Raw genomic sequence first — 26,058 nt, forward strand, 5'->3', positions numbered from 1 at the left:
CGGGTGCTGCTGTGGTGCGGGACGGACCCGGGCCGGTCAGGCCAGGGTCTGCTCCGCGGGGTCCCAACCCTCGGGGAGGGTCTGGGAGGGCGAAACGGTGCTCTCGACGAGCACCGCCTCGCCACGTTCTGCCGCCTCGGCGATGGAGACCATCACGTCGAGGACGTGGAAGGCGAGCGCACCGGGGACCCGGTTCTCGTCGCCGGCGCGGAGCGAGCGGGCGAGGTCGACCACGCCGGTGCCGCGCGAGTAGGTGGAGCCGACCGCGGGGATCGTCTCGGGCTCCTCGGCGCCGAGCGCGTACAGCTCGGTGTCGCCGTCGAAGTTGTTCGGGTCCGGGAACACGACGGTGCCGGTCTCGCCGGCGATCTCGACGACGCCCGTGCGACCGCGGTCCGACTCGAACGAGAAGACGCTCTGCGCGCTCCCGCCGTCCTCGAACTCGATCAGCGCGGAGTGGTTCGTCGGGACGTCGACGGGGAACTCGGTACCCGCCTTCGGGCCGGAGCCGATCGTGCGCGTGGCGCGGGACTTCGACGCCGTCGCCGTGACCTTCTTCACCGGACCGAACGTCTGCACCAGGGTGGTGATGTAGTACGGGCCGATGTCGAACAGCGGGCCCGCGCCGTAGGCGAAGAGGAACTCGGGACTCGGGTGCCACGACTCCGGGCCGGGGCTCTGGAAGAGCGTCAGGCCGTTGAGCGGCTTGCCGATGCGGCCGTCGCGGATGGTGCGGAGCGCGGTCTGCAGGCCGGCACCGAGGAAGGTGTCCGGTGCGACGCTGACGGTCTTGCCGGCGGCACGGGCGGCGTCGCGGAGCTCGGCAGCGCTCGAACGGTCGAGGGCGTACGGCTTCTCGCCCCACACGTGCTTGCCGGCGGCGAGTGCCTGCAGCGCGACCTCGACGTGGGCGGCGGGGATCGTCAGGTTGACGACGATCTCGATGTCGTCGTCGGCCAGGAGCTCCTCGACGGTGCCCGATCCGGGGACGCCCCACTTCTCGGCCTGGGCGGCTGCGCGCGGCAGGTCGATGTCGGCGATGAAGCGGACCTCGACGTCGGGGAAGACGGTGAGGTTCGACAGGTACTGGTCGGAGATGACCCCGGCGCCGATGACGCCCACGCCGACGCGGCCGGTGCGGGTGCTGCTGTCGACCGCTGCGGTCGTGGTGGTGTCGGTCATGCGCGTGCCCCCTCGAGGAACGTGTAGGAGTCGGCGACGGCCTGGAACACGTCGCCCTCGTGGCCGTCGAGCTCGACGACGTGCAGCGCGTCGGGCGCTGCGGCGAGGATCTCGCGGATCGGCATGATGCCGTTGCCGACGGCGACCTGCTTGTCGTCGTCGTGCGACCCGTCGCCGTCCTTGACGTGCAGGAACTCGATCTTGTCGCCGTACTTGCCGATGATCGCGACCGGGTCGTCGCCGCCGACCGTGACCCAGTAGGTGTCGAGCTCGAGCACGACGTCGTCGGACAGTGCGTCGGCGAAGACCTCGTAGGCGCTGACGCCGTCGATGCGGTTCGAGAACTCGAACGCGTGGTTGTGGTAGCCGAGGACGAGGCCGTGGTCGGCCGCACGCGGGGCGAGGGCGCTCAGTTCGCGGGCGATCGCCTCGACGTCCTCGCGGGTGGTCCAGCGGGCCTCGTCGATGTGCGGGTCGATCAGGGTGCCGAGCCCGGCGGTGACGCTCGCGTGGAAGATGCGCTCGAGGTCCTGCTCGCCGGCGTCCAGCAGCCGTGCGTGTCCGCTCGGGGCGGCGAGGCCGGCGTCGCGCAGCGCGGCGGCGAGTTCGTCGGCGTTGTCGACGAAGCCGAAGGCCTCGACGTTCGTGTAGCCGATGTCGGCGATGCGCTGGAGCGTGCCGGGCAGGTCGGCCGAGAGGGCGTCGCGGACGGTGTAGAGCTGAACCGAGATCGGTTGGGTCACCTGGGGGTTCTCCTCGTCGAGATGGTGCGGTCGTCACTGACCGAGCGTCACACTATGGCCACTTCTGTCGGCGGTCAAGCAGAAGTTCGAGGAACGTCGACGAACTTCGTTGCGTGGCGCGTTCGATGTGTGCTTCACTCCCCACATGGTCGACTTGACTCGGACGGCAGCGTCGCCTCCGGTCGGGACGAGCGAGCTCTTCCAGATCCTCCGCGACGGCGTGCCGCGGACCCGGGCCGAGCTCGCCGCACTGACGGGACTCGCACGCTCCACCATCGGCGTGCGCCTGGACTCCCTCATCGAGGTCGGTCTCGTCGGCCCCGTCGACACCGCCGTCTCCACCGGCGGACGGCCGCCGGCGCAGGTGGCGCTGAAGCCCCGCGCCCGGCTCGTCATCGCCGCCGACCTCGGTGCCTCGCACGGCCGTGTCGCCGTCACCGACCTGGTCGCCGCCCCGCTCGCCACCCGCGAGGCGCGCATCGACATCGCCGCCGGCCCGGTGGAGACACTCTCGTGGCTGGTCGCGACCATCGACGAGCTGCTCGACGAGGTCGGCCGCGCCCGCCAGGACGTCATCGCCATCGGGATCGGCGTGCCCGGCCCGGTCGAGTTCTCGACGGGACGACCGGCCAATCCCCCGATCATGCCCGGGTGGGACGGCTTCGACGTGCCGTCGTGGCTCCGTCAGCACATCGCCGCACACGTCCTGCTCGACAACGACGTGAACATCGCGGCCCTCGGTGAACGGGAGCACGGCTGGCCCGACGTCGACCACCTGCTGTTCGTCAAGGTCGCCACCGGCATCGGGTCCGGCATCGTGTCGGACGGCGCGCTGCGACGGGGCGCCCAGGGCACCGCGGGCGACATCGGCCACGTCCGGGTCTCCCGCGCCGGCGACGTCCCCTGCCACTGCGGCAACACCGGGTGCCTCGAGGCGGTGGCCTCCGGTCCGGCGATCGCCCGCGCCCTGCGCGCGAAGGGGCACGACGCCCACACCGGCGCCGACGTCCTGGACCTGGTGAACCGGTCCGACCTCGACGCGATCTACGCCGTGCGCCAGGCCGGCCGCGACATCGGCGAGGTCCTCGCCACGTGCGTCTCGCTCATGAACCCGTCGGTGATCGTCCTGGGCGGCTCGATCACGCAGGCCGGTGAGCACCTGCTCGCCGGCGTCCGCGAGGTCGTCTACTCGCGCTCGATGCCACTCGCCACCGAACACCTCGTCATCGCCCAGTCGCGTGCGGGGTCGCTCGCCGCACTGCAGGGAGCAGCGGCGCTGGCGATCGGATACGCGCTCTCCCCCGCCGGGGTCGACGAGCTGGTCGCCTTCGCCGAAGGGCGCGAGCTCGTCTCCTGACGTGCGCGCCGCGACCCGTGAGCGCGTCGGATTCGGTCCTGCCGGTGGTCGGGGGGAGAATCGTCGGGTGACGATCGTGCAGCCCACCCTGTGGGGCGACCTGGACCCCGGCCTGGAGGACGTGCCCGCCTCCGCCACGCCGGTCGCGGTTCCGGGGCGGGACGCGTTCACCGCCCTGCGCGGCCACACCGAGCGCATCGTCGCGCACTCGTCGGACCGCTTCGCATGGCTCCGCGCCCGCGCCGCGGGCATCACCGCGACCGACGTCGCACGACTCGCGTCGCTCCACGCGGTCGAGGCCGTCGTCGCCGAGAAGCGCTACGGCTCACGGTTCTCCGGCAACGCGTTCACCGAGCACGGCAAGGACCGCGAGCCGCACATCGCCGCCTGGGTCGCGGCCACCCACGGCATCCAGCCGTCGGCGCACCTGTTCCACGCGGCGGCGAACCGGGCGCACCTCGCCACCCCCGACGGCGTCGGTGTCCAGGGCTCACGCGTCGTGCTAGCCGAGATCAAGACGACCGCGAAGGGCTGGCGGAGCATCCCCCGGCACTACCTGCGACAGATCTGGTGGCAGCAGTACGTGCTCGGCGCCGACCGCACCCTGTTCGTCTGGGAGCGCCACGACGGCTTCGTCCCCGTCGCCGACGAACCCGAGTGCCGGTGGGTCGACCGTGACGACGACCAGATCCGCGGGCTCGTCCAGCTCGCCGACCTGGTGCTCGACAAGCTGCGCGACTTCCGCTCGTAGCCCGTCCGCTCAGACCTTGACCAGGCGGAGCCGGCTCATCCCCACGACCAGCACGCCGAGCAACCCGATCGAGACGCCCACGCCGACGCAGTAGATCGCCACGACGCCGTAGCCCTGCGCCGGGTCGAGGAACGGGTACGGCACCCAGCCGTCGGTCGCGCCGCGGATCAGGATGACGATCGTCCACACCGCCGGGTAGATCAAGAACCACCACACGTGGCGGAGGAGCAGCTTCGACCGGTCCGAGAACACCAACCAGTCGAGCACGGCGTACGCGGGGATGACCTTGTGCAGCACGTCGTTCGACCACTGGACGTTCGCCGACACGTCGACGTTCGTGAGCAGGGTGTTGTAGACGATGCCCGTCGTCGCGATGTACACCGTCCCCGCGCCCCGCAGCAGGCTCACCCGCAGGTCACCGCGCTTCCGCCGAGCCGACGCGACGAGGGTCACCGCCAGGGCCACGGCGATGATGGCGTTCGACTGGATGGTGAAGTAGCCGAAGAAGTTCCACGGGTTGTAGGCGGCCGTTTCCGAGCTGACGAGCCACTGGGCGACGATCGCCACGACCACGGCGATGACGGCGATCAACCGGAGCGAGTTGACGAGGGTGCGCACGCCACCACGCTACCGGGGCCGCGGTCCCGCAGATGCGGAAAGGCCCGCACCGTTTCCGGTGCGGGCCTTCCTGCGGGTCAGTGACCCGGAGGTCAGTGACCCGGAGGTCAGTGACCCGGAGTCAGTGGACTCAGATGCTGTTGACGTCCAGCGGGATGCCGGGGCCGAAGGTCGTCGAGACGGCGCCCTTCATGACGTAGCGGCCCTTCGAGGAGCTCGGCTTGAGGCGGTTGATCTCCTCGAGCGCGGTCGAGATGTTCTCGTCGAGCTGCTCCGGCGTGAACGAGGCCTTGCCGACGACGAAGTGCACGTTGGCGTGCTTGTCGACGCGGAACTCGATCTTGCCGCCCTTGATGTCGTTGACGGCCTGCGCCACGTTCGGGGTCACGGTGCCGGTCTTCGGGTTGGGCATGAGGCCACGCGGGCCGAGCACCTTGCCGAGACGACCGACCTTGCCCATGAGCTCGGGCGTCGCGACGGCGGAGTCGAAGGCGGTGTAGCCCTCGGCGACCTTCGCGATGAGCTCGTCGCCACCGACCTCGTCGGCGCCGGCTGCGATGGCGGCCTCGGCCGCCGCACCCGTCGCGAACACGATGACGCGGGCGGTCTTGCCCGTGCCGTGCGGCAGGATGACCGTGCCACGGACCATCTGGTCCGCCTTGCGCGGGTCGACGCCGAGCTTCAGTGCGACCTCGACCGTGGAGTCGGTCTTCGCAGAGCCGGTCTCCTTGGCCAGGGCGACTGCCTCGGTCGGGGTGTAGAACTTGTCGGCCTCGATCTTCGCGGCCGCGGCTTCGTAGGCCTTGGACTTCTTCGCCATGGTGGTCTCCTTGCGAGATACGTGGTTGACGAGCCGGCGCGGCTCTCCCACGGAAAGGTGTCTGGGTGTGGGCCGGAGCCCGATCGGTGCTTAGGCCTCGACCGTGATGCCCATCGAGCGTGCGGTGCCGGCGATGATCTTCGCGGCCTGCTCGATGTCGTTGGCGTTCAGGTCGGCCTGCTTGGTCTCGGCGATCTGACGGACCTGGTCCATCGAGATCTTCGCGACCTTGACCGTGTGCGGGGTCGCGGACCCCTTCTGCACACCAGCAGCCTTCTTGATGAGCTCAGCGGCCGGCGGGGTCTTGAGGACGAACGTGAACGAACGGTCCTCGTAGACGGTGATCTCGACCGGCACGACGTTGCCACGCTGCGACTCGGTCGCCGCGTTGTACGCCTTGCAGAACTCCATGATGTTGACGCCGTGCTGACCGAGTGCCGGACCGATCGGCGGGGCCGGGTTGGCGGCTCCCGCGTTGATCTGCAGCTTGATCAGGCCCGTGACCTTCTTCTTCGGTGCCATGACTTGTCTTCCTCCTGGAATCGAACGCACGGGGATCCGTGCACTCTCCCGCTGGTCCGGCCGTTCCGGACCGCGGTGAAGGCCCACACGCACGAGGCGTGCGGGCCCAAACTCGATGAGTCTACCCGAACGGGCAGACCTGGACTAGAGCTTCGTGACCTGGTCGAAGCTGAGCTCGACCGGGGTCTCGCGCTCGAACAGCGAGACGAGGACGGTGAGCTTGCCGCTCTCCGGCTTGATCTCGGAGATCGAACCGGGGAGGCCCGCGAACGAGCCCTCCTTGATGGTGATCGTCTCGCCGACCTCGAAGTCGACCTCGGCCGCGGGCTGCGCCTGCAGGGAACCGCCGGACTTCGAGCCGCCCTTGGTCGGGGCGGCCTCGGCGACCTGCACGAGGGACTTGAGCATGCCGAACGCCTCGTCGAAACGGAGCGGCGTCGGGTTGTGGGCGTTGCCGACGAAGCCGGTGACGCCGGGAGTGTGCCGGACGACCGACCACGAGTCCTCGTTGAGGTCCATGCGGACGAGCACGTACGAGGGGATCCGGACACGGGTGACCAGCTTGCGCTGCCCGTTCTTGATCTCGACGACGTCCTCCATCGGGACCTCGACCTGGTAGATCGAGTCCTCCATCGACATCGACACCATGCGGTTCTCGATGTTCGACTTCACGCGGCGCTCGAAGCCCGCGTAGGAGTGGATGACGTACCACTTGCCCGGCTTCATCCGCAGCTCGACCTTGAAGGCCTCGTACGGGTCGACCTCGGCCTCTTCGGCGTCGTCGTCCTCGGCGTCGATGGCTTCGTCGGCGGCGAGGGTCTCGTTCGCCTCTTCGGCGGTCTCGGACTCGAGTTCGATCTCTTCCTCGTCCTCGACGGCCTCCACCGCAGCCTCGGCCTCGTCGGCGGAGTCGATCTCGAGGGCGTCCTCGACGACGGCGTCGGCCTCGGGGTCCTTGGACTCCTGCAGCGCGGTCAGCTCCTCGTCGATGCCGAGAGACTCGTCGTCCTCGGACTCGACGGAGATCGCGCGCTCCTCGGCGGACTCGGCGGAGCGCTCCTCGCCGGTCTCGACGTCGCCTTCCTGGTTCTCCTCGACCTCGGAGGACTGCTCGGCAGCCGTCGCGAGGTCGATGTCGTCGCGGGAGTAGTCAGACACAGTCGATTCTTTCCGTTCGGTGGTGCGGGTCGGGATGGCGGACGGTCCTGGTCACGATCGGCTCCGTCTCGGGCGACCGTACTCCACGGGACTGCCGCACAGGGCAGTCGACGTCCGGGTCAGGCCGTGGGCCCGTTGCCGAAGACGTACCCGACGCCGAGACCGAACACGAAGTCGAGGATCGACACCAGGATCATCATCACGACGACGAAGACGAGCACGACCAGCGTGTAGCTGAAGAGCTCCTTGCGGGTCGGCGTCACGACCTTGCGAAGCTCGCCGATCACCTGACGGATGAAGAGCACGATGGCAGCGATCGGACCCCGGCGCTCGGCCCGGTCCTGCTTCGCCTTGGCGACGACGTCGTCCGCCGTCGTCTCCATGTCTTTGCTCGCCAACTTCTACCCTTCCAGAGTTGCAGGGCGGACAGGACTCGAACCTGCAACCTGCGGTTTTGGAGACCGCTGCTCTACCAATTGAGCCACCGCCCTTCAGAGCACGTCCGTCACCGATCGTGTTCCGGTGGTCGAGTGTACGGGAGTCCGTCACACGGTGTCCACTTGACCCCCTCCACGGCGTGCCGCGCCGATAGGCTGGGACCCGTGAGCACCGCAGCCCCCGGCCCCGAGTCCACCGCTACCCCCGCCGCCGCGCCGACCGATCGGCCGCGCATCGCGTCCCGCATCGCGGCGATCGCCGAGTCCGCGACGCTCAAGGTCGACGCGAAGGCGAAGGCCCTGAAGGCCGCGGGTCGCCCCGTCATCTCCTTCGCCGCCGGCGAGCCCGACTTCGCGACGCCCGACCACGTGGTCGTCGCCGCGGTCGAGGCCGCACAGGACCCGAAGAACCACCGCTACACGCCGGCGACCGGCCTGCCGGAGCTGAAGCAGGCCATCGCCGCCAAGACCGCACGCGAGTCCGGCATCACCGTCGACCCGTCGCAGGTGATCGTCACCAACGGCGGCAAGCAGGCCGTCTACCAGGCGTTCCAGACGATCGTCGACGCCGGGGACGAGGTCCTGCTCCCCGCCCCGTACTGGACCACCTACCCCGAGGCCATCCGCCTGGCCGGTGGCGAGCCGGTCGAGGTCTTCGCCGGCAGCGACCAGGGGTACCTCGTGACCGTCGAGCAGCTCGAGGCCGCGCGCACCCCGAAGACGAAGGCGCTGCTGTTCTGCTCGCCGTCGAACCCGACCGGTGCCGTGTACACCGCCGAGCAGACCGCGGCGATCGGCGAGTGGGCGCTCGAACACGGCATCTGGGTCATCAGCGACGAGATCTACCAGGACCTCGTCTACGACGGGCTGCGCTTCACCGGCATCCTCGACGCCGTGCCGGCCCTCGCCGACACCACGATCCTCGTCAACGGCGTCGCCAAGACCTACGCGATGACCGGCTGGCGCGTCGGCTGGTTCATCGGCCCGGCCGACGCCGTCAAGGCTGCGTCGAACCTGCAGTCGCACCTGTCGTCGAACGTGTCGAACGTGTCCCAGCGCGCCGCGACCGCCGCCCTCACCGGGCCACAGGAGCCGGTGGCGGCCATGCGCGAGGCCTTCGACCGCCGTCGCCAGGCCATCGTCGCCGGGCTCAACGCGATCCCGGGCTTCGTCACGCCGACCCCGCAGGGCGCCTTCTACGTCTACCCGGACGTCACAGCACTGCTCGGTCGCGAGTGGGCGGGCTCGACCCCGACGACGACCCTCGAACTGGCCGACCTGATCCTCGAGCACGCCGAGGTCGCGGTCGTCCCGGGCGAGGCCTTCGGACCCTCGGGCTACCTGCGGCTGTCGTACGCCCTCGGCGACGACGACATCGCCGAGGGCGTCGCCCGTCTGGCGCGGTTCTTCGCGTAGACCCCACGCACCACGGAACGGGCCACCTCGTCGAGGTGGCCCGTTCGCACGTCCGGGAGGCCCGTGGCGCGTCGCGTGGGCGTCCTCAGTCGAGCAGGTCGCCCACCACGACGGGCTCCGGCACGAGCGAGACCCCGAAGCGGTTCAGGACGGTCACCTGCACGTACCGCGCGAGCTCCGCCACCTGGGCGGCCGTCGCTCCGCCGCGGTTCGTCAGCGCGAGGGTGTGCTTCGACGAGATCGCCGCCCGCGAGCCCGGCACGGCGTAGCCACGGTGGATCCCGGCGTGCTCGATGAGCCAGGCGGCGCTGAGCTTGACGTCGTCACCAGCCGGCCACCGTGGCGCATCGGCGGGCAGCGTCTCGGCGAAGGCCGCGGACACGATCGGGTTCGTGAAGAACGACCCGGCGCTCCAGGTGTCCCGGTCGTCGGCGTCGAGCACCATGCCCTTCGAGGCGCGGAGCCGCAGGACCTCGTCGCGGACCGTGGTCGGCTCCACGAGGGCACCGAGGTCGACCCCGAGCGAACCGGCGAGCTGGGCGTACCGCACCGGCACACCGTGCTCGCCCGCCGTGCCGAGCCGGAACTCGACCGTCAGCACGACACCGCGGCGTCCGTGCTTGAGGGTCGACGTGCGGTAGCCGAGCGCCAGCTCGGCTGCGGGGACCCACGTGCGCTCCCCCGTGGCCGCATCGAGGAACTCGACCCGGGTGAGCACGTCGGAGAGCTCGACCCCGTAGGCGCCGATGTTCTGCACGGGGGCGGCGCCGACGGTGCCCGGGATGCCGCTGAGGGCCTCCAGACCGGTCCAGCCGTTCGCGACGGTGGTGGCGACGAACGCGTCCCAGGGTTCACCGGCCGCGACGCGGACGGTGACGCCGTCTGCGTCGGCGTCGGCCTCCACGCCCGAGGTGCGGACCAGGACGACGGTGCCGTCGAAGCCCGAGTCGGCGACCAGCAGGTTGCTGCCGCCACCGAGGACGAGCCACTCGTGGTCGTCCCACGCCGCACGCGTGTGGGCGACGAGCTCGTCGGTCGTCGTGGCCGTCAGCAGCCGCGTGGCCGGACCGCCGACGCCGAGCGTCGTGAGGTCGGCGAGCACCGGCTCGTGCACGGTCAGCGGAACGCCACCGTGACCTGCGCCTTGCCGAGCACGGTCTGCCCGCCGGCGGTCACGGTGAGGTCGATGCGCTTCGGTCGGCCGTCGTCGTCGACGGTCCCGACCTTCGCGACGATGCCGATGGTCGCGCCCTGCTCGGGGTCCACGACGACGGGGCGGGTGAAGCGGACGCCGTAGCCCGCGACCCAGCCGCTGTCGCCGAGCCACTCGGACACCGGCTGCACCGCGAGGCCCATCGTGAGCATGCCGTGCGCGAGCACGCCGGGCAGCCCGACCGAGGCGGCGACGTCGTCGCGGTAGTGGATCGGGTTGAAGTCACCGGAGGCGCCGGCGTAGCGGACGAGCGAGTCGCGGGTGACGTGCACCTCGCGCTCGGCGACCACCGTGCCGACCTCGATCGCGGTGGCGGGTGCGGCGGTCATGCGTCGTCTCCTCGGACCACGAGGGTCGACGTCGCCGTGACGACGCGCTCCCCCGCGGCGTCGTTCATGGTGCTCTGGGCCGTGACCATCGCGTTGCCGCCGAGCGTCTTCACGCTCGTGACGGTCAGGGTCGCGGTGAGTTCGTCGCCGGCCACGATGGGCCGGTCGTAGGTGAAGGACTGCTCGCCGTGCACGACGCGGGAGAAGTCGATGCCGGCGTCCGGCTCGGCCAGGAGCTGCGCGAGCGTGGCTTCCTGCACGACGACCGCGAAGGTCGGCGGGGCGACGACGTCGGCGTACCCGGCGGCACGGGCCGCATCGGGTTCGTGGTGGACGGGGTTGGTCGCGAACACCGCGCGCGAGAACTCGCGCACCTTCTCGCGACCGACCAGGTAGGGCTGGGCCGGCGGGAACGTCCTGCCGACGAGCTCGGGGTTCACTGACACGTCGGCAGTCTACCGACGCCCGTCCTGGGGCCTGTCGATGCTGAGGATGCATCGGCTAGGCTTGCCGCGTCGGTTCGGGGGAACCGGCGGTCCCGTGTCGACACCGGATCAGGGGACGGGGGAGCACCGATGGACAGCAGGACCGAGTTCGCCGTGCACACGGGCGACCGCTGCACCGCGATGGAGGTCGCCGCCGCGGCGCTCCGCACCACGGGACACCACGTCGAGTCGACCGGTGGGACCCTCACCGCGACGACCGGCAACCGGCTGCTGACGATCTTGCTCGGCGCGCTCGTGCACCCGTCCCGCGAGTTCCGGCGCTACGAGCTGTCGACGACCGTCACGGGGGCGTCCACCACCATCACGCTCCGGCACAGCGGACACGGGACGGCTGTCTCCGGCGGCAGCATCGGCGCGAGCCGGCGACGAGCGGCTTGGCACGAGGTGAGCGCGTCGGTCGAGCGTGCGCTGCGGTCCGCCGGCGTGTTGCAGGCGCGGACCGGCACCGGGTCGCACTCCGCGCTGTAGTCCCGGTCACGGGGCGGACGGGAGGCCCGGGAACGACGAAAGCCCGGCGAACAGATCGCCGGGCTTGCTGTAGCGAGGGCGGGACTTGAACCCGCGACCCCACGATTATGAGTCGTGTGCTCTAACCAACTGAGCTACCCCGCCAGAGATCCGGAGCGACACGCGCGCCGGGTCGGAGCCCCGAGTCAGGATTGAACTGACGACCCCCTCCTTACCATGGAGGTGCTCTACCACTGAGCTATCGGGGCGATGTGCCGCGAACGGCACCACACGAGGATAGCAGACCTCCGACGCTGCTCCGGAACCGGGCGAGACGCCCGGGCGTGCCGCGCCGGCGACCGCTAGTTCGCGTTGGTCTGGAGCCACGCCAGCGGGTCCACGGGGACGCCGTCGACGTGCACTTCGAGGTGCAGGTGCGGGCCCGTGGAGTTGCCCGTGCTGCCCACGAGGCCGAGCTCGTCACCGACCTCGATCTGCTGGCCGGTGACCACCTTGAAGGAGTTGTCCTCCATGTGGCCGTACACGCTGACGAACTGCTTGCCGTCGACGTCGTGCTCGACCCAGACGTCGTTGCCGAAACCGCCGTCGTTCGCCTGCACCTTGATGACGGTGCCGGCGGCGATGACACGGATCGGGGTGCCCTCGCCGGGGGCGAAGTCGACGCCCATGTGGTTCGTCGAGCAGAACGAGCAGCCGGCGACCTGGCGACCGCCGAAGCCCGACGTGATCGGCACCCCGGTGAGGAACGGCCACTGGATCGTGCCGGTCGGGTCGTTCGTGAAGCTCGAGGCGTCGACGTTCTTGTACTGCGTGGCGTCGGACACCGTGTACTGGTCGCGGGTCGTCGAACCGTCGGCTGCTGCGCTGACGCTCATCGACTGGGTCGCACCGTTCGCCGTCGACCGGACCGCGGTGGAGCCGGTCTCCGGCACGTAGAGCGCCTGGGCGGGCAACGACGTCGAGACGACGAGCCCGGCGACGAAGAGGAGCGCACCGACGGCCGTCACGCGCGACGCCGCACGGCGGAACGAGGCGCCCTGCTTGCGAGCGGTGGGGGCCGGCGCGGTGGTGCGGCTCGTATTGATGTGCCGGGTGGCCCGGTCGACCTGCACGGCGGACGCCGCACGGCCGGTGCGCCGACGGGAGGCCGGGACCTGGCCGATGACCCGACGGGGCTGCGGTGCGGCGGAGGACGGAGCGGCAGCGGGCACGGTGCGCGGTGCGGTGGCGTGGACGTCCGGCGACGTGGGGGCAGGCGGCGTCGTGATGCGCGATGCCGGTCGGACCGCCGACTCCGGCAGCGCGGGCGACGCCGGCGCGAGGTCGATCGGGGACACCGGAGCAGCGGCGGACGACGGCGTGGTCAGCCCGACGACCTCGTCGAACGACGGGCGCGCGGCGCTGTCGGGCGCGACGTCCTGCGTGTGGTCCTGCGTGACGGGAGCACCCTTCGCAGCCGCTCGCTCCGCCTCGATCCGTGCTCGTCGGGTCATGTGGACGACCGGGGTGGCGGCGTCGACGGGACCGGTGGGGACGGACGTCAGTGGAGAGTGGGGCATGCGTGCGGTGGCGATCCTGATCGGGGAAGGAGGGTGCTCGTTGGTAACGAGCAGATAACGGGACCTGAGCACGGTAGCAAACGTCGTCGCACGTCGCCAGTCGTGGTCATGTCCACCGGGGACCCCCAGACCGAGGGACCGTCCGGGGCTCAGGCGTCGAGTGCCTCGGCTTCCAGTCCGCGCAGCAGAGCCTCGAGGTCGTCGGCCACCGCGGGGCTCGCGAACAGGAAGGAACGGCTGCCACCCGCTTCCCAGATGCGGACCGACGCCCCGGCCTCGTGCGCGACGACGGAGCCGCCGGCCATGTCCCACGGGTTGATCCCGCGCTCGTAGTAGGCGTCGACGATCCCGGCACCGACCGCGCAGCAGTCGAGCGACGCCGCTCCCCCGCGTCGGATGTCCCGTACCTCGCCGATGAGCCCGGCGAGCACGGCCACCTGCTCACGCCGTCGGTCTGCCGTGTACCCGAAGCCCGTCGCCACGAGCGTCTCGGCGAGCGAGGCGGGAGCGCTGACGGACAGGGGGACGCCGTCACGGGTGGCGCCCTGCCCGGCCGCGGCGCGGAACACGACCCCGGTGGCTGGGGCGACCACGACACCCGCGACGGGCTCCCACGTCGTCGGGTCGGCGGAGCCGCGCACGACCCCGATGCTCACGCCGTACTCGGCGCTGCCGTACAGGTAGTTGACGGTGCCGTCGATCGGGTCGACGACCCACGTGATGCCCGACTCCCCCGACGCCGAGCCCGACTCCTCACCGTGGAACGCGTCGTCCGGCCGGGCCTCGGCGATCCGGGTGCGGATGAGCGCCTCGACCTCGCGATCCGCCGCGGTGACCACGTCGACGATGCTCGACTTGCGGTCGGCGACCTCAACCCCCTCAGCACGTCGTCGTGCGGCGAGCGCGGCCGCCTCGCGTGCGATCGTCTCGGCGAGGTCGGCGAACTGGGACGGTGTGCGGTCGGATGCCATGCACCGATCCTGCCAGTGACGACGAAAGCCCCGTCCGGATCGGACGGGGCTTCCAGGTGGTGGCAAGTGAGGGATTCGAACCCCCGAAGGCTACGCCGGCTGATTTACAGTCAGATCCCTTTGGCCGCTTGGGTAACTTGCCATGCGCACCCAGCCGGTGTGATCACCAACCGAAGGCGCGCACAAAAGCATAGCGGATCCGGAACGGTGGTCGTGACCACCGTGAGCCGATCCGCGCGACCGGAACCGGGCCTCCTGTCCGCCGTTAGGCTGTCCGGCATGGCAGACAGTTCCTTCGACGTGGTCAGCAAGGTCGACAAGATGGAGGCGGAGAACGCCCTCAACCAGGCGGCCAAGGAGATCGAGCAGCGGTACGACTTCAAGGGCGCGGACGCGTCGGTCGCCTTCAGCGGTGACGACGTCCTCATCAAGGCGAACTCGGAAGAGCGCGCCAAGGCCGTCCTCGACGTCCTGCAGAGCAAGGCGATCAAGCGCAACATCAGCCTGAAGAGCCTCGACGCCGGCGACCCGTACCCCTCGGGCAAGGAGTACCGCATCGAGGTGAAGTTCAAGAACGGCATCGAGCAGGACGTCGCCAAGAAGATCGGCGCGTTCCTGCGGGCGAACGCCCCCAAGACCGTGAAGAGCCAGATCCAGGGCGACGAACTGCGGGTCTCCTCGAAGAGCCGTGACGACCTGCAGAACACGATCCAGCTCCTCAAGGGTGAAGAGTTCGACGTCCCGTTGCAGTACATCAACTTCCGCTGACGCGCGGCGTCAAACGACACCCGAACCCGACACCGGCACCCCGTGGAGCACTGGCTCACCGTCGCGATCACCGTCCTGGCCGTCCTGCTGGACCTGGCGATCCGCGCCTTCTCGATCATCTACGTCCCGATCAACCGGAAGCCGCAGACCGCGACGGCCTGGTTGCTGGCGATCTTCCTCATCCCCTACATCGGCTTCATCGTCTTCCTGGTCATCGGGTCGACGAAGCTGCCGCGTGCCCGGCGTGAGAAGCAGACCGAGATCAACGCGTACATCCTCGAGCAGACCGAGGGCATCGAACGCGTGCGCCGTGACCACCCGTGGCCGCTCTGGCTCGAGAGCATCACGACGCTGAACCGCGAACTCGGCGCCATGCCGCTGGTCGGCGGCAACTCGGCCGAGCTCTACCCCGACTCGGAGGAGTCGATCGCCGAGATGACCCGGGCGATCGACCAGTCGCGTCGGTTCGTGCACGTCGAGTTCTACATCGCGACACTCGACGACACGACCCGGCCGTTCTTCGACGCGCTCGCCCGCGCGCAGGCCCGCGGCGTCACCGTCCGCTTCCTGCTCGACCACTGGGCGAGCCGCGGGTACCCCGGCTACAAGGACACGCTGGCGTTCATGGACCGCGCCGGCATCGAGTGGCACCTCATGCTCCCGCTGCTGCCACTGCAGGGGAAGTTCCAGCGCCCCGACCTGCGCAACCACCGGAAGATCATGGTCATCGACGGCTCGGTCGCGTTCACCGGGTCGCAGAACCTGATCGATGCGTCGTACGACATCAAGTCCCACATCGAGAAGGGCATGGTCTACAAGGACCTCTTCGCCCGGTTCGAGGGACCGGTCGTCGCGGGACTGAACGCCCTGTTCGTCACCGACTGGTACAGCGAGACCGACGAACTGCTGCTGCGCGAGAGCGACCCCGTGCAACGAGCCGACCGCGGTGACGCACTCGACTGCCAGGTGGTGCCGTCCGGGCCGGGGTTCGACGGTGAGAACAACCTGCGCCTGTTCAACGCGCTGCTCTACTCGGCGCAGAAGAAGGTGTCGATCACCTCGCCGTACTTCGTCCCGGACGACTCGATGCTGTACGCCATCACGACGACCGCCCAGCGCGGCGTCGAGGTCGAGCTCTTCGTCGGCGAGATGGGCGACCACGCGATGACGTGGCACGCGCAACGCTCGTACTACGAGGGCCTGCTCCGCGCCGGCGTCAAGATCTGGCTGTACCGGGCACCGGTGATCCTGCACGCCAAGCACTTCACCATCGACGACGAGGTGTCGGTGATCGGGTCGAGCAACATGGACATGCGCTCGTTCAGCCTGAACCTCGAGGTCTCCGTGATGGTGCGCGGCCACCGCTTCGTCGACGCGTTGCGCGCCGTGCAGGACGCCTACAAGGAGCACAGCTTCGAGCTCACGCTCGACGAGTGGGTCGACCGTCCGCGCCGGTCCAAGGTGCTCGACAACGTCGCGCGGCTCACGGCAGCGCTGCAGTAGCGGACGCTGTCGCGCTGGCGCGCTGGCGCGCTGGCGCGCTGTCGCGCCGTCGGCCAGGAGGCGCGGAGCGGCTCCGCCCCACACGGTGCGCCGTCGGCCAGGAGGCGCGGCGCGGCTCCGCCCCGCACGGTGCGCCGTCCGCCACCCGGTGCGACGTTGGCCGCACGGTGCGCCGCGACCGCGGGGCACGCAGCGGGCAAGCCCGCACCGGACGAGCAATCCGGCACCGTGCGGCGCCGGTACTGCCGCTCAGCGCATCGGGACGAGGGATGCCAGGGCCGGGACGGCCCGCTCGAGCGGGCCACGGCCGAGGAACCGGCGCCAGACCATCGCGAACACGACCGAGCCGAGGGCGAACCAGCCCCACGCCTCGGCCGACTCGGGGTAGGTCGGCAGCATCGCGATCACCACGAGGTGTCCCGAGTAGACCGTGAGCGGCATCGACCCGACGGCAGCGAGCGGGAACGCGATCCGCTCGGCGACCCGGCCTCGCCCGTCGAACACCAGGATGCACAGCGCGATGACCGCCACCGCCACCCCGGCTGTGCCCACCACGTCGACGACCGACGACGAGTGGTCACGCGGTGACAGGAAGAGCTGGGCGAGGGCCTGGCCCGGAGTGGCGTTGTCGGCGGCGTACGGAACGCCCGGGAACGCGAACGCAGCCCCTGGCGGCAGCGGCGCGACGACGGTGCCGACGATGTACGCGGTGGCGGCGACCAGTGCGCCGGACGCGAGGAGCACGACCTGCCGGCCACGATCCTCCAGACCGGCCCGGGCGACCGCGAGACCGACCAGGACGTGCGCCAGGAATGTGACCACGGGGTAGACCAGGCCGAGCTGCACGCCGACCATGCCCGCGTCCGCGTAGGCCGGCGCGATCGCGACTGCGGCGATCGGCGACAGGACGGCGCAGGCACCCGCGAGGGCGAGGAGCCACGCCGGGCGGACCCGGAGCACCGGGATCACCAGCAGGAAGAGCACGCCGTACGTCGGCAGGATGACGTAGACGGGGGTGTCCAACGCGATGAGCACGAACCCGACGGCGACGACGGCCACGGCGCGGATCGCCAGGCGTGCCCGGACCCGGCCGATCGTCGGTGGTCCAGGCGGGCTCGTCCGACCGCTCGTCAGCCCGATCGACACCCCGGCGAGGACGGCGAACAGCGTGGACGGGCGGCCGTGCGCCACGGCCGACCACGTCGAGGGGTCGGACCAGTCGAGCTGGTCCGCGATGCCGCCGATGTGCGCGGCCATCATGCCGAGCAGCGCGAGCGCCCGTGCGACGTCGACGCCCTGCAGCCGTGCGCCGGAAGCGGACGCGCCCCGCACCGCCGTGGGCGGGACGGGGCGCGTGTCGGTCATCGCCGTCAGTTCGTGGGCGCGTCGACGCGACCGAGCGACACGTCGATCATCTCGTCACGGGGCACGACCTTGATGCGCTCACGCCCCTCGGCAGCACCGAGCGCGAGCTCGTGGGTGTCCAGGTTGTGCCAGCCGTCGAGGTCGGTGTACTGGACACCCCGCTCGCGGAGCAGCGCCGGGATCGCACCCTCGGACGGGTCCTCCGGCGTCCACCAGCTCGCCTGGTCGTTCACGATGTGCTGCACGGTCTCCATCGCGTCGGACTTCGTGTGGCCGATCAGGCCGACCGGGCCGCGCTTGATCCAGCCGGTGGCGTAGACGCCCGGGATCTGCTGGTTGTCGTCGTCGAGGACCTGGCCCTCGTGGTTCGGGATGACGCCGTGGCGCTCGTCGAACGGCAGGCCGGGCAGCGGGGAACCGAAGTAGCCCACGGCACGGTACGCCGCCTGGACCGGGATCTCGCGGATCTCGCCCGTGCCCTCGACGCCACCCTCGCCGTTCGGCCGGGTGCGCTCGTACCGGATCGCGGTGAGGTTGCCGTGCTCGTCGCCGACGAACTCCGTCGGCTTCGCGTAGAAGTGCAGGTGCAGCCGCCGGCTCGCCTGGCCGGTCTCGCGCGTGCGCCACTGCTCGAGCACCCGGTTGATGACCATGACCTGCTTGTTCGTGGCGATCGCGGTCTTCGAAGCCTCGTCGTGGTCGAAGTCCTCGTCGTAGACGATCATGTCGACGTCGCGGACCTCGCCGAGTTCGCGGAGCTCGAGCGGCGTGAACTTCACCTGGGCGGGACCACGGCGGCCGAAGACGTGGACGTCCGTGACGGGTGACGCCTTCAGACCCTCGTACACGTTCGCCGGGATCTCGGTCGGCAGCAGGTCGTCGGCGTGCTTCGCCAGGATGCGGGAGACGTCGAGGGCCACGTTGCCGACCCCGATCACCGCGACGCTCTCGGCGGTCAGCGGCCAGGTGCGCGGGACGTCGGGGTGGCCGTCGAACCAGCTGACGAACTCGGCGGCGCCGTAGGAGCCCTCGAGATCGACGCCGGGGACGTCGAGGTCGGCGTCCTTGATCGCGCCCGTCGAGAAGACGACGGCGTTGTAGTGCTTCTTCAGGTCCTCGAGGGTGATGTCCTCGCCGAAGCGGACGTTGCCGAACAGCCGGACGACACCGCGGTCGAGCACGTCGCGCAGCGCGTTGACGATGCCCTTGATGCGCGGGTGGTCGGGGGCGACGCCGTAGCGGACCAACCCGTACGGCGCGGGGAGCTGCTCGAACAGGTCGATCGACACGTCGTGTCCGTGGGCCTCGCGCAGCAGGATGTCCGCGGCGTAGATGCCGGCGGGTCCGGCGCCGACGATGGCGATTCGGAGGGTGGGCACTGATCGTCTCCAGTTCGTTCGGGTGGGGTGCTCCCGGTGGTGCGTCCCGCGCGGCGGCCGTGGGGCCGTCCGGTCGCGGGCGGTGTTCAGCGGCTGCGGTCGACGACGGAGTCCGCGAAGCGGGTGAGTGCCCGCTTCACGGTGCCGTCGGGCAGCGGGGCGAGGGCGTCCACGGCTTCGCGGGCCCAGCGGACCGCGACCGTGCGCGTCGACGCCGTCGCCTCGTGTTCACGCAGGGCGGCGACGGCCGACTGGTACGGCACGGAGCCGACCGCGTCGTCCGGGGCGCCGTTCACGTCGCGCTCGATGCGCTGGACGAGGTCCTGCGCCGCCGGGTCGGTCGCCGCGTGCCGCCGCAGGTGCAGCATCGGCAGCGTGTCGACGCCGGCGCGGAGGTCGTTGCCGGCGATCTTGCCGGTCTTGTCCGTCGCGGGTGCCAGGTCGATGACGTCGTCGACGAGCTGGAAGGCGACGCCCACCTTCTCGCCGAAGGTCCCGACGGCGTCGAGGTACGTCCGGTCAGCGCCCGAGAACATGACGCCGGCGCGGGCGGCGGTCGCGATGAGCGAACCGGTCTTGTCGCTGAGGACCTGGATGTAGTGCTCGACCGGGTCGTCGTCGGGCTGCGGGCCGGTGGTCTCGTGCAGCTGGCCCATGCAGAGCCGCTGGAAGGTCTCGGCCTGCATCCGGATGCCCTCGGTGCCGAGGTCGGCGGTGATGAGGCTGGCACGGGCGAAGAGCAGGTCGCCGGTCAGGATCGCCACGTTGTTGCCGTAGGTGATCTGCGCCGCGGGGACCCCACGGCGGACGGGCGCTTCGTCCATGACGTCGTCGTGGTAGAGCGACGCCAGGTGGGTCGTCTCGATGCTCACGGCCGCCTTGACCACGGCGTCGGTCACCCCGTCGCCGAGCTGCGCGATGAGCAGCGTGAGCGTCGGACGGATCCGCTTGCCGCCCGCGGAGAGCAGGTAGCGGCTCGTGGTGTCGGCCAAGGTGTCCGTGGAACGCATGGCGTCCTCGAGCCCCTGCTCGACGAGCTCGAGCCCGTCGTCGACGGCGGTGATGAAGCGGCGGTCGGCGGGCGTGGCGAACAGCCGCTCGCCGATGCCCAGCGAGGCGCGGAGGCTCGGCGCGCGACGTGCGACCGGGACGCTCGGATTCAAGTGCTGCTCCGTCTTCGGGGGATGGTGACCGGTCAGTCGTCGGCCGGGTCGACGCGCGGCTGCTCGCCGGTCGCCTGGTGGTCGCGGCGTGCCTTCGCACGACGGGCCGCGGACTCGCGCACCGTGTCGGCGACGGGCTTGCGGCCACGGTGCAGTGCGACGATACCGGCCGTGAGGTTGCGGTAGGCGACCACGGAGAACCCGACGCCGCGCAGCCACTGGGTCAGGACCTGCTGGTCCGGCCACGCGTCGATCGACTCGGCGAGGTAGCGGTAGGCAGCGGGGTTGCTGCTGGAGAGCTTCGCGATGCCCGGGAGCACGCGCTTCAGGTACGTGCCGTAGCCCAGGCGCAGCAGCGCACGGGGCGGGGTCGAGAACTCGCAGATGACGACGCGGCCGCCGGGCTTCAGCACCCGCAGCATCTCGGCGAGCGCCTGCTTCGGGTCGTTCACGTTGCGGAGTCCGAACGAGATCGTGACCGCGTCGAACGTGTCGTCGTCGAAGGGCAGGTGTTCGGCGTCGCCCTCGACGAAGGTGATCTCGGGGTGTCGCTCACGGCCGACGGCGATCATGCCGGCGGAGAGGTCGAGCGCGCTCACCTCCGCACCCTTCTTCGCGAACGCCGCGGCACTCGTGCCGGTGCCGGCGGCGATGTCGAGGACCTTCTCGCCGGGCTGGGGGTCGACCGCCCGCACCGTGGCGACACGCCACAGCGGTGCGTTGCCCGCCGACAGGATGTCGTTCGTGAGGTCGTACTTGGCCGCGACGTCGTCGAACATCGCCGCCACCTCGTCCGGCCGCTTGTTCAGGTCCGCTCTGCTCACCCGACCAATCCTAGAGGTCTCGACCGTACGTTCACCGGACTCGCAGCGACGGCTCGTGCGACCGGCGGACGGCCGGGCGTCCGACCGACCGCGCGTAGCATCGGAGCCGTGACCCGAACCACCACGGCGGCGCCCCCGCTGACGGTCTCCACCCGGATCCTCGACGACCCGGGCACCGTCCTCCGCCACACGCTCCGCGACCGTCCCCTGGCCTTCGTCCGGAACGGCGACGGCATCGTCGGCATCGGGGAAGCACTGCGGTTCACGTTCACCGGGCCCGACCGGATGCGCGACGCGGCCGCCGTGTGGCGTTCCGTCGTGGAAGCCGCCACCGTCGACGACCCGGTGCAGCTGCGCGGGTCGGGTCTGGTGGCGTTCGGCTCCTTCGCCTTCGCCGACGACTCCGCCGACGAGAGCGTGTTGATCGTCCCGCGCGTGGTCATCGGTCGTCGGCGCGGGAAGGCCTGGCTCACGGCGATCGACACGACCGTCGGCGCCGAGCCGCTCGCCTTCACACGGACCTCGGTGCCGGTCCCCCACGTCGGACCGCACGTCTCCGTCACGCTGCGTCCGGGCCGGATCGACGAGGCCGCCTACGCCGCGAACGTCGCCGAGGCCGTGCGGCGCATCGTCGCCGGGGGCGCGCAGAAGGTCGTCCTCGCCCGCGACCTCGTCGGCACGCTGCCGCCGGGAGCCGATCGACGCGCCGTGCTGCTCGACCTCGCCGCCGCCTACCCGCAGTGCGTCACGTTCGCGGTCGACGGCCTGGTGGGTGCGACCCCGGAGACGCTCGCCCGCACGGACGGCACGCGGCTGACGGCACGGGTGCTGGCCGGCAGCGCCGCACGCGGGACCGACGAGGTGTCCGACCGTGCGGCCGCCGAGGCCCTCGCCGCCAGCGCGAAGGACGTCGAGGAGCACGCGTTCGCGATCGACAGCCTGCTCGCCTCGCTCCGCCCGCTCGTCACCGAGCTGCGTGCCGACCCCGAGCCGTTCCGACTGCAGCTGCCGAACCTGTGGCACCTGGCGACCGACGTGCAGGCGACGCTGCCGCCGGACACCACCTCGCTCGACGTCGCCGACGCCCTGCACCCGACCGCCGCGGTCGCGGGGACTCCCACCGACGTGGCCGTCCGGCTCGTCGCAGAGCTCGAGGGCGTCGACCGCGGACGCTACGCCGGTCCGGTGGGCTGGATGGGCGCCACGGGCGACGGCGAGTGGATGCTCGCGCTGCGGAGCGCCCGGATCGACGACGACGGCACCGTCCGGGCCTGGGCCGGCGCCGGTGTCGTGGCGGGGTCGGAGCCGGCGCGCGAGGTCGCCGAGACCGCCCTGAAGTTCCGACCGGTCACCGACGCACTGGCCTGAGCGGCGCGGCGCCACGCGGCCCCGCGGTCGCGCTGCATCGCCCCCGCCGCGTCAGTCCGCCAGCGGGACCTCGATGACGACCCGCTCGGCCGGGTCGGTCAGCACGCGTTCGAGGTCGCCCCACGTCTCGGCGCGGCGGTACTCCCAGCCGAGGCCGGTGACGACCCGTTCGACGTCGACGTGCTGCGGGGTCGACATCATCCGCCGCATGTCCTCCGGTGGGGTGGTGCGTGCCACCTCGAGCCCGCGGAAGATCGCGCCGCCGTGGTCGTTGCCGACGACGACCTGCACCCGGTGCGTCCGTTCCTCGGTGCCGGTGACGAACGCCCCGAGGTCGTGCAGCAGGGTCAGGTCGCCGAGCAGCACGCGCGTGGTGCCGACCGACGCCGACGACTGCTCGAGCGCCGCGGCGATGCCCAACGCGGTCGACACGGTGCCGTCGATGCCGGCGAGGCCGCGGTTCGCGTGCACCCGGATCTTCTTGCCGAGCACCCGTCCGTCGGCGACGCGGATGATCTGCGAGGCCCCGAACACGAGCCGGTCGTGCGGCCACGTCACGCCCCACACGGCGTCGGCGAGCATCGCGCGGTCGACCGGTCGGCGGCGGAGCGCGACCTCGTCGCGCAGGAACTTGTTGCGTTCGGCGCGGTCCGGGGACCGCTTGGCGCCGAGGTCGGGTCCGGCGTCGCCGTCGCCGAGCAGCTGACGGCTCGCGCCGACCCAGCGACCGACCCACGCACGGTGCTCCGGCCGGGTGCGGCCGGTCACGCGGACGTCGGACACGAAGGTGGTCAATGATTCGCTGTGCCCACGCCGCCGGTTCCCGGGCAACGCGCCAGCGGCGTCCGGGCCGTGCCGGTGGGGAGAGGCGCGGGCCGGGTCGAAGGGATCGGACGCGGGTCCGCGGACCACGATCGTCTCGACCCCCTGCCGCTGCAGCAGCACCGGGACCTCCCGGCTGAGGGTCGGGTGGCCGAGCACGACGGCGCGGCGGACCACCCCGCCGAAGTCCGGGTCGCGCAGGAGGTCGCGGTACGCGACGACGAGGTTCCGGCCGAACCGTGCGCCGCTGGAGACCTCGGCGAGCAGGGGCGCCCCGAGCTCCCAGGCGATGCGCTCGGCGTCCGCACCGGCGTCGTGCCCGGCGATGACGACCGTGCCCGGCTCGTCGTCCGGCGACAGCTCCGCCACCGGCAGACCCCCGTGCCGGCGACGGGTGGCGAACGCGGTGTCGACCTCGTCGTCGGGGACGCCCTGCACGTTCTCGGCGTCGAGGCCGGCGGAGAGGGGTTCGCGGAACGCGACGTTGAGCTGCGCCGGCCCGGGTTGTCCGGTGTGTCCGGCGGCCGCGGCGACGGCCTGCCGGGCGAGGTCGCGCAGCGCGGCACGCACCGACGCGTCGGCCCCGTGTGCCGACGGCGCCTCGACGTCGCGGACGAAGGCGACCGCGTCGCCGAACATGCCCGGCTGGACCGTGGTCTGGTTGCTGCCGATGCCGCGGAGTTCATCCGGCCGGTCGGCGCTCAGGACGATCATCGGGACGCCGGAGTGGTGCGCTTCGAGGACCGCGGGGTGCAGGTTGGCGACGGCGGTGCCCGAGGTCGTCACGACCGCGGCCGGCCGGCCGGACTCCACCGCGAGCCCGAGGGCGAAGAACCCGGCGGTGCGCTCGTCGAGTCGGACGTGCACGGTCAGGCCACCGGCACGCTCGAGGGCGACGGCCGCGAGCGCGAGGGCCTGCGACCGCGAGCCGGGACTGACGACGACGTCGGTGACGCCGGCGCGCACGAGTTCCTGCAGCAGGGTCAGGGCCGCGTCCGTCGCCGGGCTGCCCGATCCCGCGGGCCCGTCAGCGATCGGTGCGGCCGTCGTCGTCTCGGTCGTGGAACTGATCTTCGAGGTCTCGGAGGGTCGCGTCGTCCTGGTCCTTGTCCGTGAGGGTGTCCCCCGGCGCGGGCGTGGTGCCGAGGAAGTCCGGGTCGTCTTCGGGTCCACGGTACCGGGCGGTCGTGCCCGGGGACGCCGGCGACCGGCCGAGCAGGAACCAGAGCACCCCGCCGAGGACGGGGAGGACGATCACCAGGAGGATCCAGACACCGCGCCTGAGGGATCGGACACGTTCGCGGGGCATCGTCGCGCAGTCGATGGCCGCGTACACCGTGAAGGCGACAGCGGCGACGACGACGATCAACCACAAGCGGACCATGCCCAGGAGTGTAGGTCGCGAGCCTGTGACGACCCTGCCGGTCGGCCGTCCGTAGACTCGCAGGGTGAAAGCGTGGCTCCTCTACACCCTCGCCCGGCTCGGCATCTTCGCGGCGGCGCTCGTGCTCCTCCTGCTCCTGACGCCGATGCCCTGGTACTGGGCGACCATCGTCGCTGCCCTCGTCGGGCTCCTGGTGTCCTACATCGCGCTCGCGAAGCTCCGCACCACGGTCGCCCTGAGCCTCGCCAACCGCCGCGGGGGCCCGGAGCGCGACGCGGACACCGACTTCGAGGACGACTTCGTCGACGCTGCGGACACCGACGCCGCGGACACCCCGACCGTGCGCCCGGTGTCGGACGCCGACCGGCACGCCGCGCGCCGGGACACCGACGCGGAGTAGTCCTACGGCTGGACGGCGAGCGTGATGCCGAGCACCACGCCGAACACCAGCGACGCGAACGACGACAGCTGCAACGCCGTGATGAGCTCACGCGGCTTGCGCGACGACACCCCGATCGCGAGCGCCGGCAGGGCCAGCAGCAGCGAGAAGTACGTGAAGCCGGTGCGGAAGTAGAGCAGGACGAACCAGAGCAGCACGACGTACGGCAGCATCAGAAACAGGCCGTACAGCACCCGTGCCACCGGTCGGCCGACGACGACCGCGAGGGTGCGCTTGCCGGCCAGACGGTCCTCGTCGACGTCGCGGATGTTGTTGACCATCAAGACCGCGCAGGCGAAGAACCCGGCGGCGACCGCTGCGGCCCACCCGCTCGCGGTGGCCTGACCGATGAGCACGTACTGGGTGCCGAGCACGGCGACGAGGCCGAAGAACACGAAGACGAAGACCTCACCGAGCGCGTTGTAGCCGTACGGCTTCTTGCCGCCGGTGTAGAACCACGCGGCGACGATGGCGGCGGCGCCCACGAGCAGCAGCCACCACAGCTGGGTGAGCACCACGATGACGATCCCGGCGACCGCTGCCAGCCCGAAGAACGTCAGCGCGACGGTCAGCACCGTCCGGGGCTTCGCGAGGCCGGCACCCGTCAGTCGAGCCGGGCCGACGCGGTACTCGTCGGTGCCGCGGACGCCGTCGGAGTAGTCGTTGCTGTAGTTCACGCCGATCTGCAGGAACAGGGCCACCGCGAGGGCGAGCAGCGCGATGGCGAGGTGCGCGTCCTGCGCCAGGAACGCACCGAAGTCACCCGTGGTGCGACTGTCGACGAAGCCCACGGTGGTGCCGAGCACCACGGGGACGACGCCCAGCGTCAGGGTGCGGAGCCGTGCCCCGCCGATCCAGTCCCGCGCGGTCGCCCGGCGCTTCGAGCGGAGCGGGGCCGCGGCCTTCGCCGGGTTGCCCGAGCGGCCCTGCTTGTGCGTCGTGTTCTTCGTTCGTGCCACGACCACCGATCCTATCCGCGACGCGTCGCGGTGC

Annotated in this window: 27 protein-coding genes and 4 tRNA genes; 8 read left to right on the plus strand and 23 right to left on the minus strand. The window is 71.1% G+C overall.

What is annotated here, in order from left to right; all coding sequences use genetic code 11:
* Positions 1-36: 36 nt before the first annotated feature.
* The gene (locus tag EDF63_RS15075) at positions 37-1,182 is read right to left on the minus strand and encodes a Gfo/Idh/MocA family protein (protein ID WP_123313832.1); all 1,146 of its coding nucleotides are present in this window, start codon (positions 1,180-1,182) and stop codon (positions 37-39) included.
* Complete coding sequence (locus EDF63_RS15080) at positions 1,179-1,925, minus strand: sugar phosphate isomerase/epimerase (RefSeq protein WP_123313833.1); 747 nt, start codon at positions 1,923-1,925, stop codon at positions 1,179-1,181. The genes EDF63_RS15075 and EDF63_RS15080 overlap by 4 nt, the downstream gene beginning before the upstream one ends.
* Before the next feature lie 145 nt (positions 1,926-2,070).
* On the opposite strand from EDF63_RS15080, the gene EDF63_RS15085 reads away from it, so the two are divergent.
* A complete protein-coding gene (locus EDF63_RS15085) occupies positions 2,071-3,282 on the plus strand; it encodes an ROK family protein (RefSeq protein ID WP_185021454.1) in 1,212 nt (403 codons plus the stop codon).
* A gap of 67 nt (positions 3,283-3,349) precedes the next feature.
* Complete coding sequence (locus EDF63_RS15090) at positions 3,350-4,033, plus strand: YqaJ viral recombinase family protein (RefSeq protein ID WP_185021455.1); 684 nt, start codon at positions 3,350-3,352, stop codon at positions 4,031-4,033.
* Positions 4,034-4,042: 9 nt separating this feature from the next.
* Here EDF63_RS15090 and EDF63_RS15095 read toward each other — a convergent pair whose 3' ends face one another.
* From EDF63_RS15095 to EDF63_RS15120, 6 genes are all read right to left on the minus strand, one after another.
* The gene (locus EDF63_RS15095) at positions 4,043-4,651 is read right to left on the minus strand and encodes a Pr6Pr family membrane protein (protein WP_123313834.1); all 609 of its coding nucleotides are present in this window, start codon (positions 4,649-4,651) and stop codon (positions 4,043-4,045) included.
* Positions 4,652-4,781: 130 nt separating this feature from the next.
* Positions 4,782-5,471, minus strand: coding sequence for a 50S ribosomal protein L1 (rplA, locus tag EDF63_RS15100; RefSeq protein WP_111084260.1), 690 nt, complete (start codon positions 5,469-5,471; stop codon positions 4,782-4,784).
* A gap of 90 nt (positions 5,472-5,561) precedes the next feature.
* On the minus strand, positions 5,562-5,993 hold the full coding sequence (gene rplK, locus EDF63_RS15105; protein WP_022906459.1) for a 50S ribosomal protein L11: 432 nt from the start codon (positions 5,991-5,993) through the stop codon (positions 5,562-5,564).
* 144 nt (positions 5,994-6,137) lie between these two features.
* On the minus strand, positions 6,138-7,151 hold the full coding sequence (gene nusG / locus EDF63_RS15110) for a transcription termination/antitermination protein NusG (RefSeq protein ID WP_123313835.1): 1,014 nt from the start codon (positions 7,149-7,151) through the stop codon (positions 6,138-6,140).
* Positions 7,152-7,270: 119 nt separating this feature from the next.
* Entirely contained in the window at positions 7,271-7,534 is a 264-nt protein-coding gene (secE, locus tag EDF63_RS15115) for a preprotein translocase subunit SecE (protein WP_228504884.1), read from the minus strand.
* Between the two features lie 35 nt (positions 7,535-7,569).
* Positions 7,570-7,642, minus strand: a tRNA-Trp gene (locus EDF63_RS15120).
* Positions 7,643-7,822: 180 nt separating this feature from the next.
* Between EDF63_RS15120 and EDF63_RS15125 the strand changes: the two genes are divergently transcribed.
* Complete coding sequence (locus tag EDF63_RS15125; RefSeq protein WP_123314079.1) at positions 7,823-9,004, plus strand: pyridoxal phosphate-dependent aminotransferase; 1,182 nt, start codon at positions 7,823-7,825, stop codon at positions 9,002-9,004.
* Positions 9,005-9,089: 85 nt separating this feature from the next.
* Here EDF63_RS15125 and EDF63_RS15130 read toward each other — a convergent pair whose 3' ends face one another.
* From EDF63_RS15130 to EDF63_RS15140, 3 genes are read right to left on the minus strand one after another with little or no spacing between them, the layout of a single operon-like run.
* Positions 9,090-10,106, minus strand: a complete 1,017-nt coding sequence (locus EDF63_RS15130) for a UDP-N-acetylmuramate dehydrogenase (RefSeq protein ID WP_260233129.1) — start codon at positions 10,104-10,106, stop codon at positions 9,090-9,092.
* Between the two features lie 14 nt (positions 10,107-10,120).
* Positions 10,121-10,546: a MaoC/PaaZ C-terminal domain-containing protein gene (locus EDF63_RS15135; RefSeq protein WP_123292107.1), complete on the minus strand. Its 426-nt coding sequence runs from the start codon at positions 10,544-10,546 to the stop codon at positions 10,121-10,123.
* Positions 10,543-10,992, minus strand: a complete 450-nt coding sequence (locus EDF63_RS15140) for a MaoC family dehydratase N-terminal domain-containing protein (protein ID WP_123313837.1) — start codon at positions 10,990-10,992, stop codon at positions 10,543-10,545. The genes EDF63_RS15135 and EDF63_RS15140 overlap by 4 nt, the downstream gene beginning before the upstream one ends.
* A gap of 129 nt (positions 10,993-11,121) precedes the next feature.
* On the opposite strand from EDF63_RS15140, the gene EDF63_RS15145 reads away from it, so the two are divergent.
* On the plus strand, positions 11,122-11,520 hold the full coding sequence (locus EDF63_RS15145) for a hypothetical protein (protein WP_123313838.1): 399 nt from the start codon (positions 11,122-11,124) through the stop codon (positions 11,518-11,520).
* Between the two features lie 70 nt (positions 11,521-11,590).
* Here the strand turns inward: EDF63_RS15145 and EDF63_RS15150 are convergent.
* The 5 genes from EDF63_RS15150 to EDF63_RS15170 all read right to left on the minus strand — a co-directional run bounded on the left by EDF63_RS15150 (position 11,591) and on the right by EDF63_RS15170 (position 14,192).
* Positions 11,591-11,664: transfer RNA gene (locus tag EDF63_RS15150), tRNA-Met, on the minus strand.
* Positions 11,665-11,696: 32 nt separating this feature from the next.
* Positions 11,697-11,768: transfer RNA gene (locus EDF63_RS15155), tRNA-Thr, on the minus strand.
* A 93-nt stretch (positions 11,769-11,861) separates the two neighbouring features.
* A complete protein-coding gene (locus tag EDF63_RS15160; RefSeq protein ID WP_123313839.1) occupies positions 11,862-13,079 on the minus strand; it encodes a M23 family metallopeptidase in 1,218 nt (405 codons plus the stop codon).
* Between the two features lie 149 nt (positions 13,080-13,228).
* On the minus strand, positions 13,229-14,050 hold the full coding sequence (locus EDF63_RS15165; RefSeq protein ID WP_123313840.1) for an inositol monophosphatase family protein: 822 nt from the start codon (positions 14,048-14,050) through the stop codon (positions 13,229-13,231).
* 57 nt (positions 14,051-14,107) lie between these two features.
* Positions 14,108-14,192, minus strand: a tRNA-Tyr gene (locus EDF63_RS15170).
* Positions 14,193-14,329: 137 nt separating this feature from the next.
* On the opposite strand from EDF63_RS15170, the gene EDF63_RS15175 reads away from it, so the two are divergent.
* Positions 14,330-14,818 (plus strand): YajQ family cyclic di-GMP-binding protein, encoded by a 489-nt coding sequence (locus EDF63_RS15175; RefSeq protein ID WP_123313841.1) that lies wholly within the window; start codon positions 14,330-14,332, stop codon positions 14,816-14,818.
* Between the two features lie 42 nt (positions 14,819-14,860).
* Positions 14,861-16,321, plus strand: a complete 1,461-nt coding sequence (gene cls, locus EDF63_RS15180; protein ID WP_123313842.1) for a cardiolipin synthase — start codon at positions 14,861-14,863, stop codon at positions 16,319-16,321.
* Positions 16,322-16,570: 249 nt separating this feature from the next.
* Here cls and EDF63_RS15185 read toward each other — a convergent pair whose 3' ends face one another.
* The 4 genes from EDF63_RS15185 to EDF63_RS15200 form a co-directional block, all read right to left on the minus strand.
* Positions 16,571-17,686 (minus strand): heparan-alpha-glucosaminide N-acetyltransferase domain-containing protein, encoded by a 1,116-nt coding sequence (locus EDF63_RS15185; protein ID WP_123313843.1) that lies wholly within the window; start codon positions 17,684-17,686, stop codon positions 16,571-16,573.
* 5 nt (positions 17,687-17,691) lie between these two features.
* Positions 17,692-19,065: an FAD-dependent oxidoreductase gene (locus tag EDF63_RS15190; RefSeq protein WP_123313844.1), complete on the minus strand. Its 1,374-nt coding sequence runs from the start codon at positions 19,063-19,065 to the stop codon at positions 17,692-17,694.
* A gap of 86 nt (positions 19,066-19,151) precedes the next feature.
* Positions 19,152-20,228 carry a polyprenyl synthetase family protein gene (locus tag EDF63_RS15195; protein ID WP_123313845.1) on the minus strand — a complete coding sequence of 359 codons (1,077 nt, stop codon included), beginning with the start codon at positions 20,226-20,228 and terminating at the stop codon, positions 19,152-19,154.
* Between the two features lie 32 nt (positions 20,229-20,260).
* Entirely contained in the window at positions 20,261-21,052 is a 792-nt protein-coding gene (locus EDF63_RS15200) for a demethylmenaquinone methyltransferase (protein ID WP_123313846.1), read from the minus strand.
* 108 nt (positions 21,053-21,160) lie between these two features.
* On the opposite strand from EDF63_RS15200, the gene EDF63_RS15205 reads away from it, so the two are divergent.
* On the plus strand, positions 21,161-22,420 hold the full coding sequence (locus EDF63_RS15205; protein WP_123313847.1) for an isochorismate synthase MenF: 1,260 nt from the start codon (positions 21,161-21,163) through the stop codon (positions 22,418-22,420).
* 51 nt (positions 22,421-22,471) lie between these two features.
* On the opposite strand, the gene menD is transcribed toward EDF63_RS15205, so the two are convergent.
* Positions 22,472-24,313: a 2-succinyl-5-enolpyruvyl-6-hydroxy-3-cyclohexene-1-carboxylic-acid synthase gene (gene menD, locus EDF63_RS15210; RefSeq protein WP_311316892.1), complete on the minus strand. Its 1,842-nt coding sequence runs from the start codon at positions 24,311-24,313 to the stop codon at positions 22,472-22,474.
* Entirely contained in the window at positions 24,270-24,626 is a 357-nt protein-coding gene (locus EDF63_RS15215) for a PLD nuclease N-terminal domain-containing protein (RefSeq protein ID WP_123313848.1), read from the minus strand. The genes menD and EDF63_RS15215 overlap by 44 nt, the downstream gene beginning before the upstream one ends.
* A gap of 64 nt (positions 24,627-24,690) precedes the next feature.
* Here EDF63_RS15215 and EDF63_RS15220 point away from each other — a divergent pair, with 64 nt between their 5' ends.
* A complete protein-coding gene (locus EDF63_RS15220) occupies positions 24,691-25,026 on the plus strand; it encodes a DUF4229 domain-containing protein (protein ID WP_123313849.1) in 336 nt (111 codons plus the stop codon).
* Between the two features lie 2 nt (positions 25,027-25,028).
* On the opposite strand, the gene EDF63_RS15225 is transcribed toward EDF63_RS15220, so the two are convergent.
* Positions 25,029-26,030, minus strand: a complete 1,002-nt coding sequence (locus tag EDF63_RS15225) for a 1,4-dihydroxy-2-naphthoate polyprenyltransferase (RefSeq protein ID WP_123313850.1) — start codon at positions 26,028-26,030, stop codon at positions 25,029-25,031.
* Positions 26,031-26,058 lie beyond the last annotated feature (28 nt).

Source organism: Curtobacterium sp. JUb34 (assembly GCF_003755065.1).
GTDB lineage: Bacteria > Actinomycetota > Actinomycetes > Actinomycetales > Microbacteriaceae > Curtobacterium.

Bases quoted from the DNA above. Each gene is read 5' to 3' on its own strand.
- EDF63_RS15075 (WP_123313832.1), bottom strand. From the start codon at position 1,182: ATGACCGACACCACCACGACCGCAGCGGTCGACAGCAGCACCCGCACC.
- EDF63_RS15085 (WP_185021454.1), top strand. From the start codon at position 2,071: ATGGTCGACTTGACTCGGACGGCAGCGTCGCCTCCGGTCGGGACGAGC.
- rplA (WP_111084260.1), bottom strand. From the start codon at position 5,471: ATGGCGAAGAAGTCCAAGGCCTACGAAGCCGCGGCCGCGAAGATCGAG.
- rplK (WP_022906459.1), bottom strand. From the start codon at position 5,993: ATGGCACCGAAGAAGAAGGTCACGGGCCTGATCAAGCTGCAGATCAAC.
- secE (WP_228504884.1), bottom strand. From the start codon at position 7,534: ATGGAGACGACGGCGGACGACGTCGTCGCCAAGGCGAAGCAGGACCGG.
- EDF63_RS15135 (WP_123292107.1), bottom strand. From the start codon at position 10,546: ATGACCGCCGCACCCGCCACCGCGATCGAGGTCGGCACGGTGGTCGCC.
- EDF63_RS15145 (WP_123313838.1), top strand. From the start codon at position 11,122: ATGGACAGCAGGACCGAGTTCGCCGTGCACACGGGCGACCGCTGCACC.
- EDF63_RS15160 (WP_123313839.1), bottom strand. From the start codon at position 13,079: ATGCCCCACTCTCCACTGACGTCCGTCCCCACCGGTCCCGTCGACGCC.
- EDF63_RS15165 (WP_123313840.1), bottom strand. From the start codon at position 14,050: ATGGCATCCGACCGCACACCGTCCCAGTTCGCCGACCTCGCCGAGACG.
- EDF63_RS15175 (WP_123313841.1), top strand. From the start codon at position 14,330: ATGGCAGACAGTTCCTTCGACGTGGTCAGCAAGGTCGACAAGATGGAG.
- EDF63_RS15185 (WP_123313843.1), bottom strand. From the start codon at position 17,686: ATGACCGACACGCGCCCCGTCCCGCCCACGGCGGTGCGGGGCGCGTCC.
- EDF63_RS15215 (WP_123313848.1), bottom strand. From the start codon at position 24,626: ATGGTCCGCTTGTGGTTGATCGTCGTCGTCGCCGCTGTCGCCTTCACG.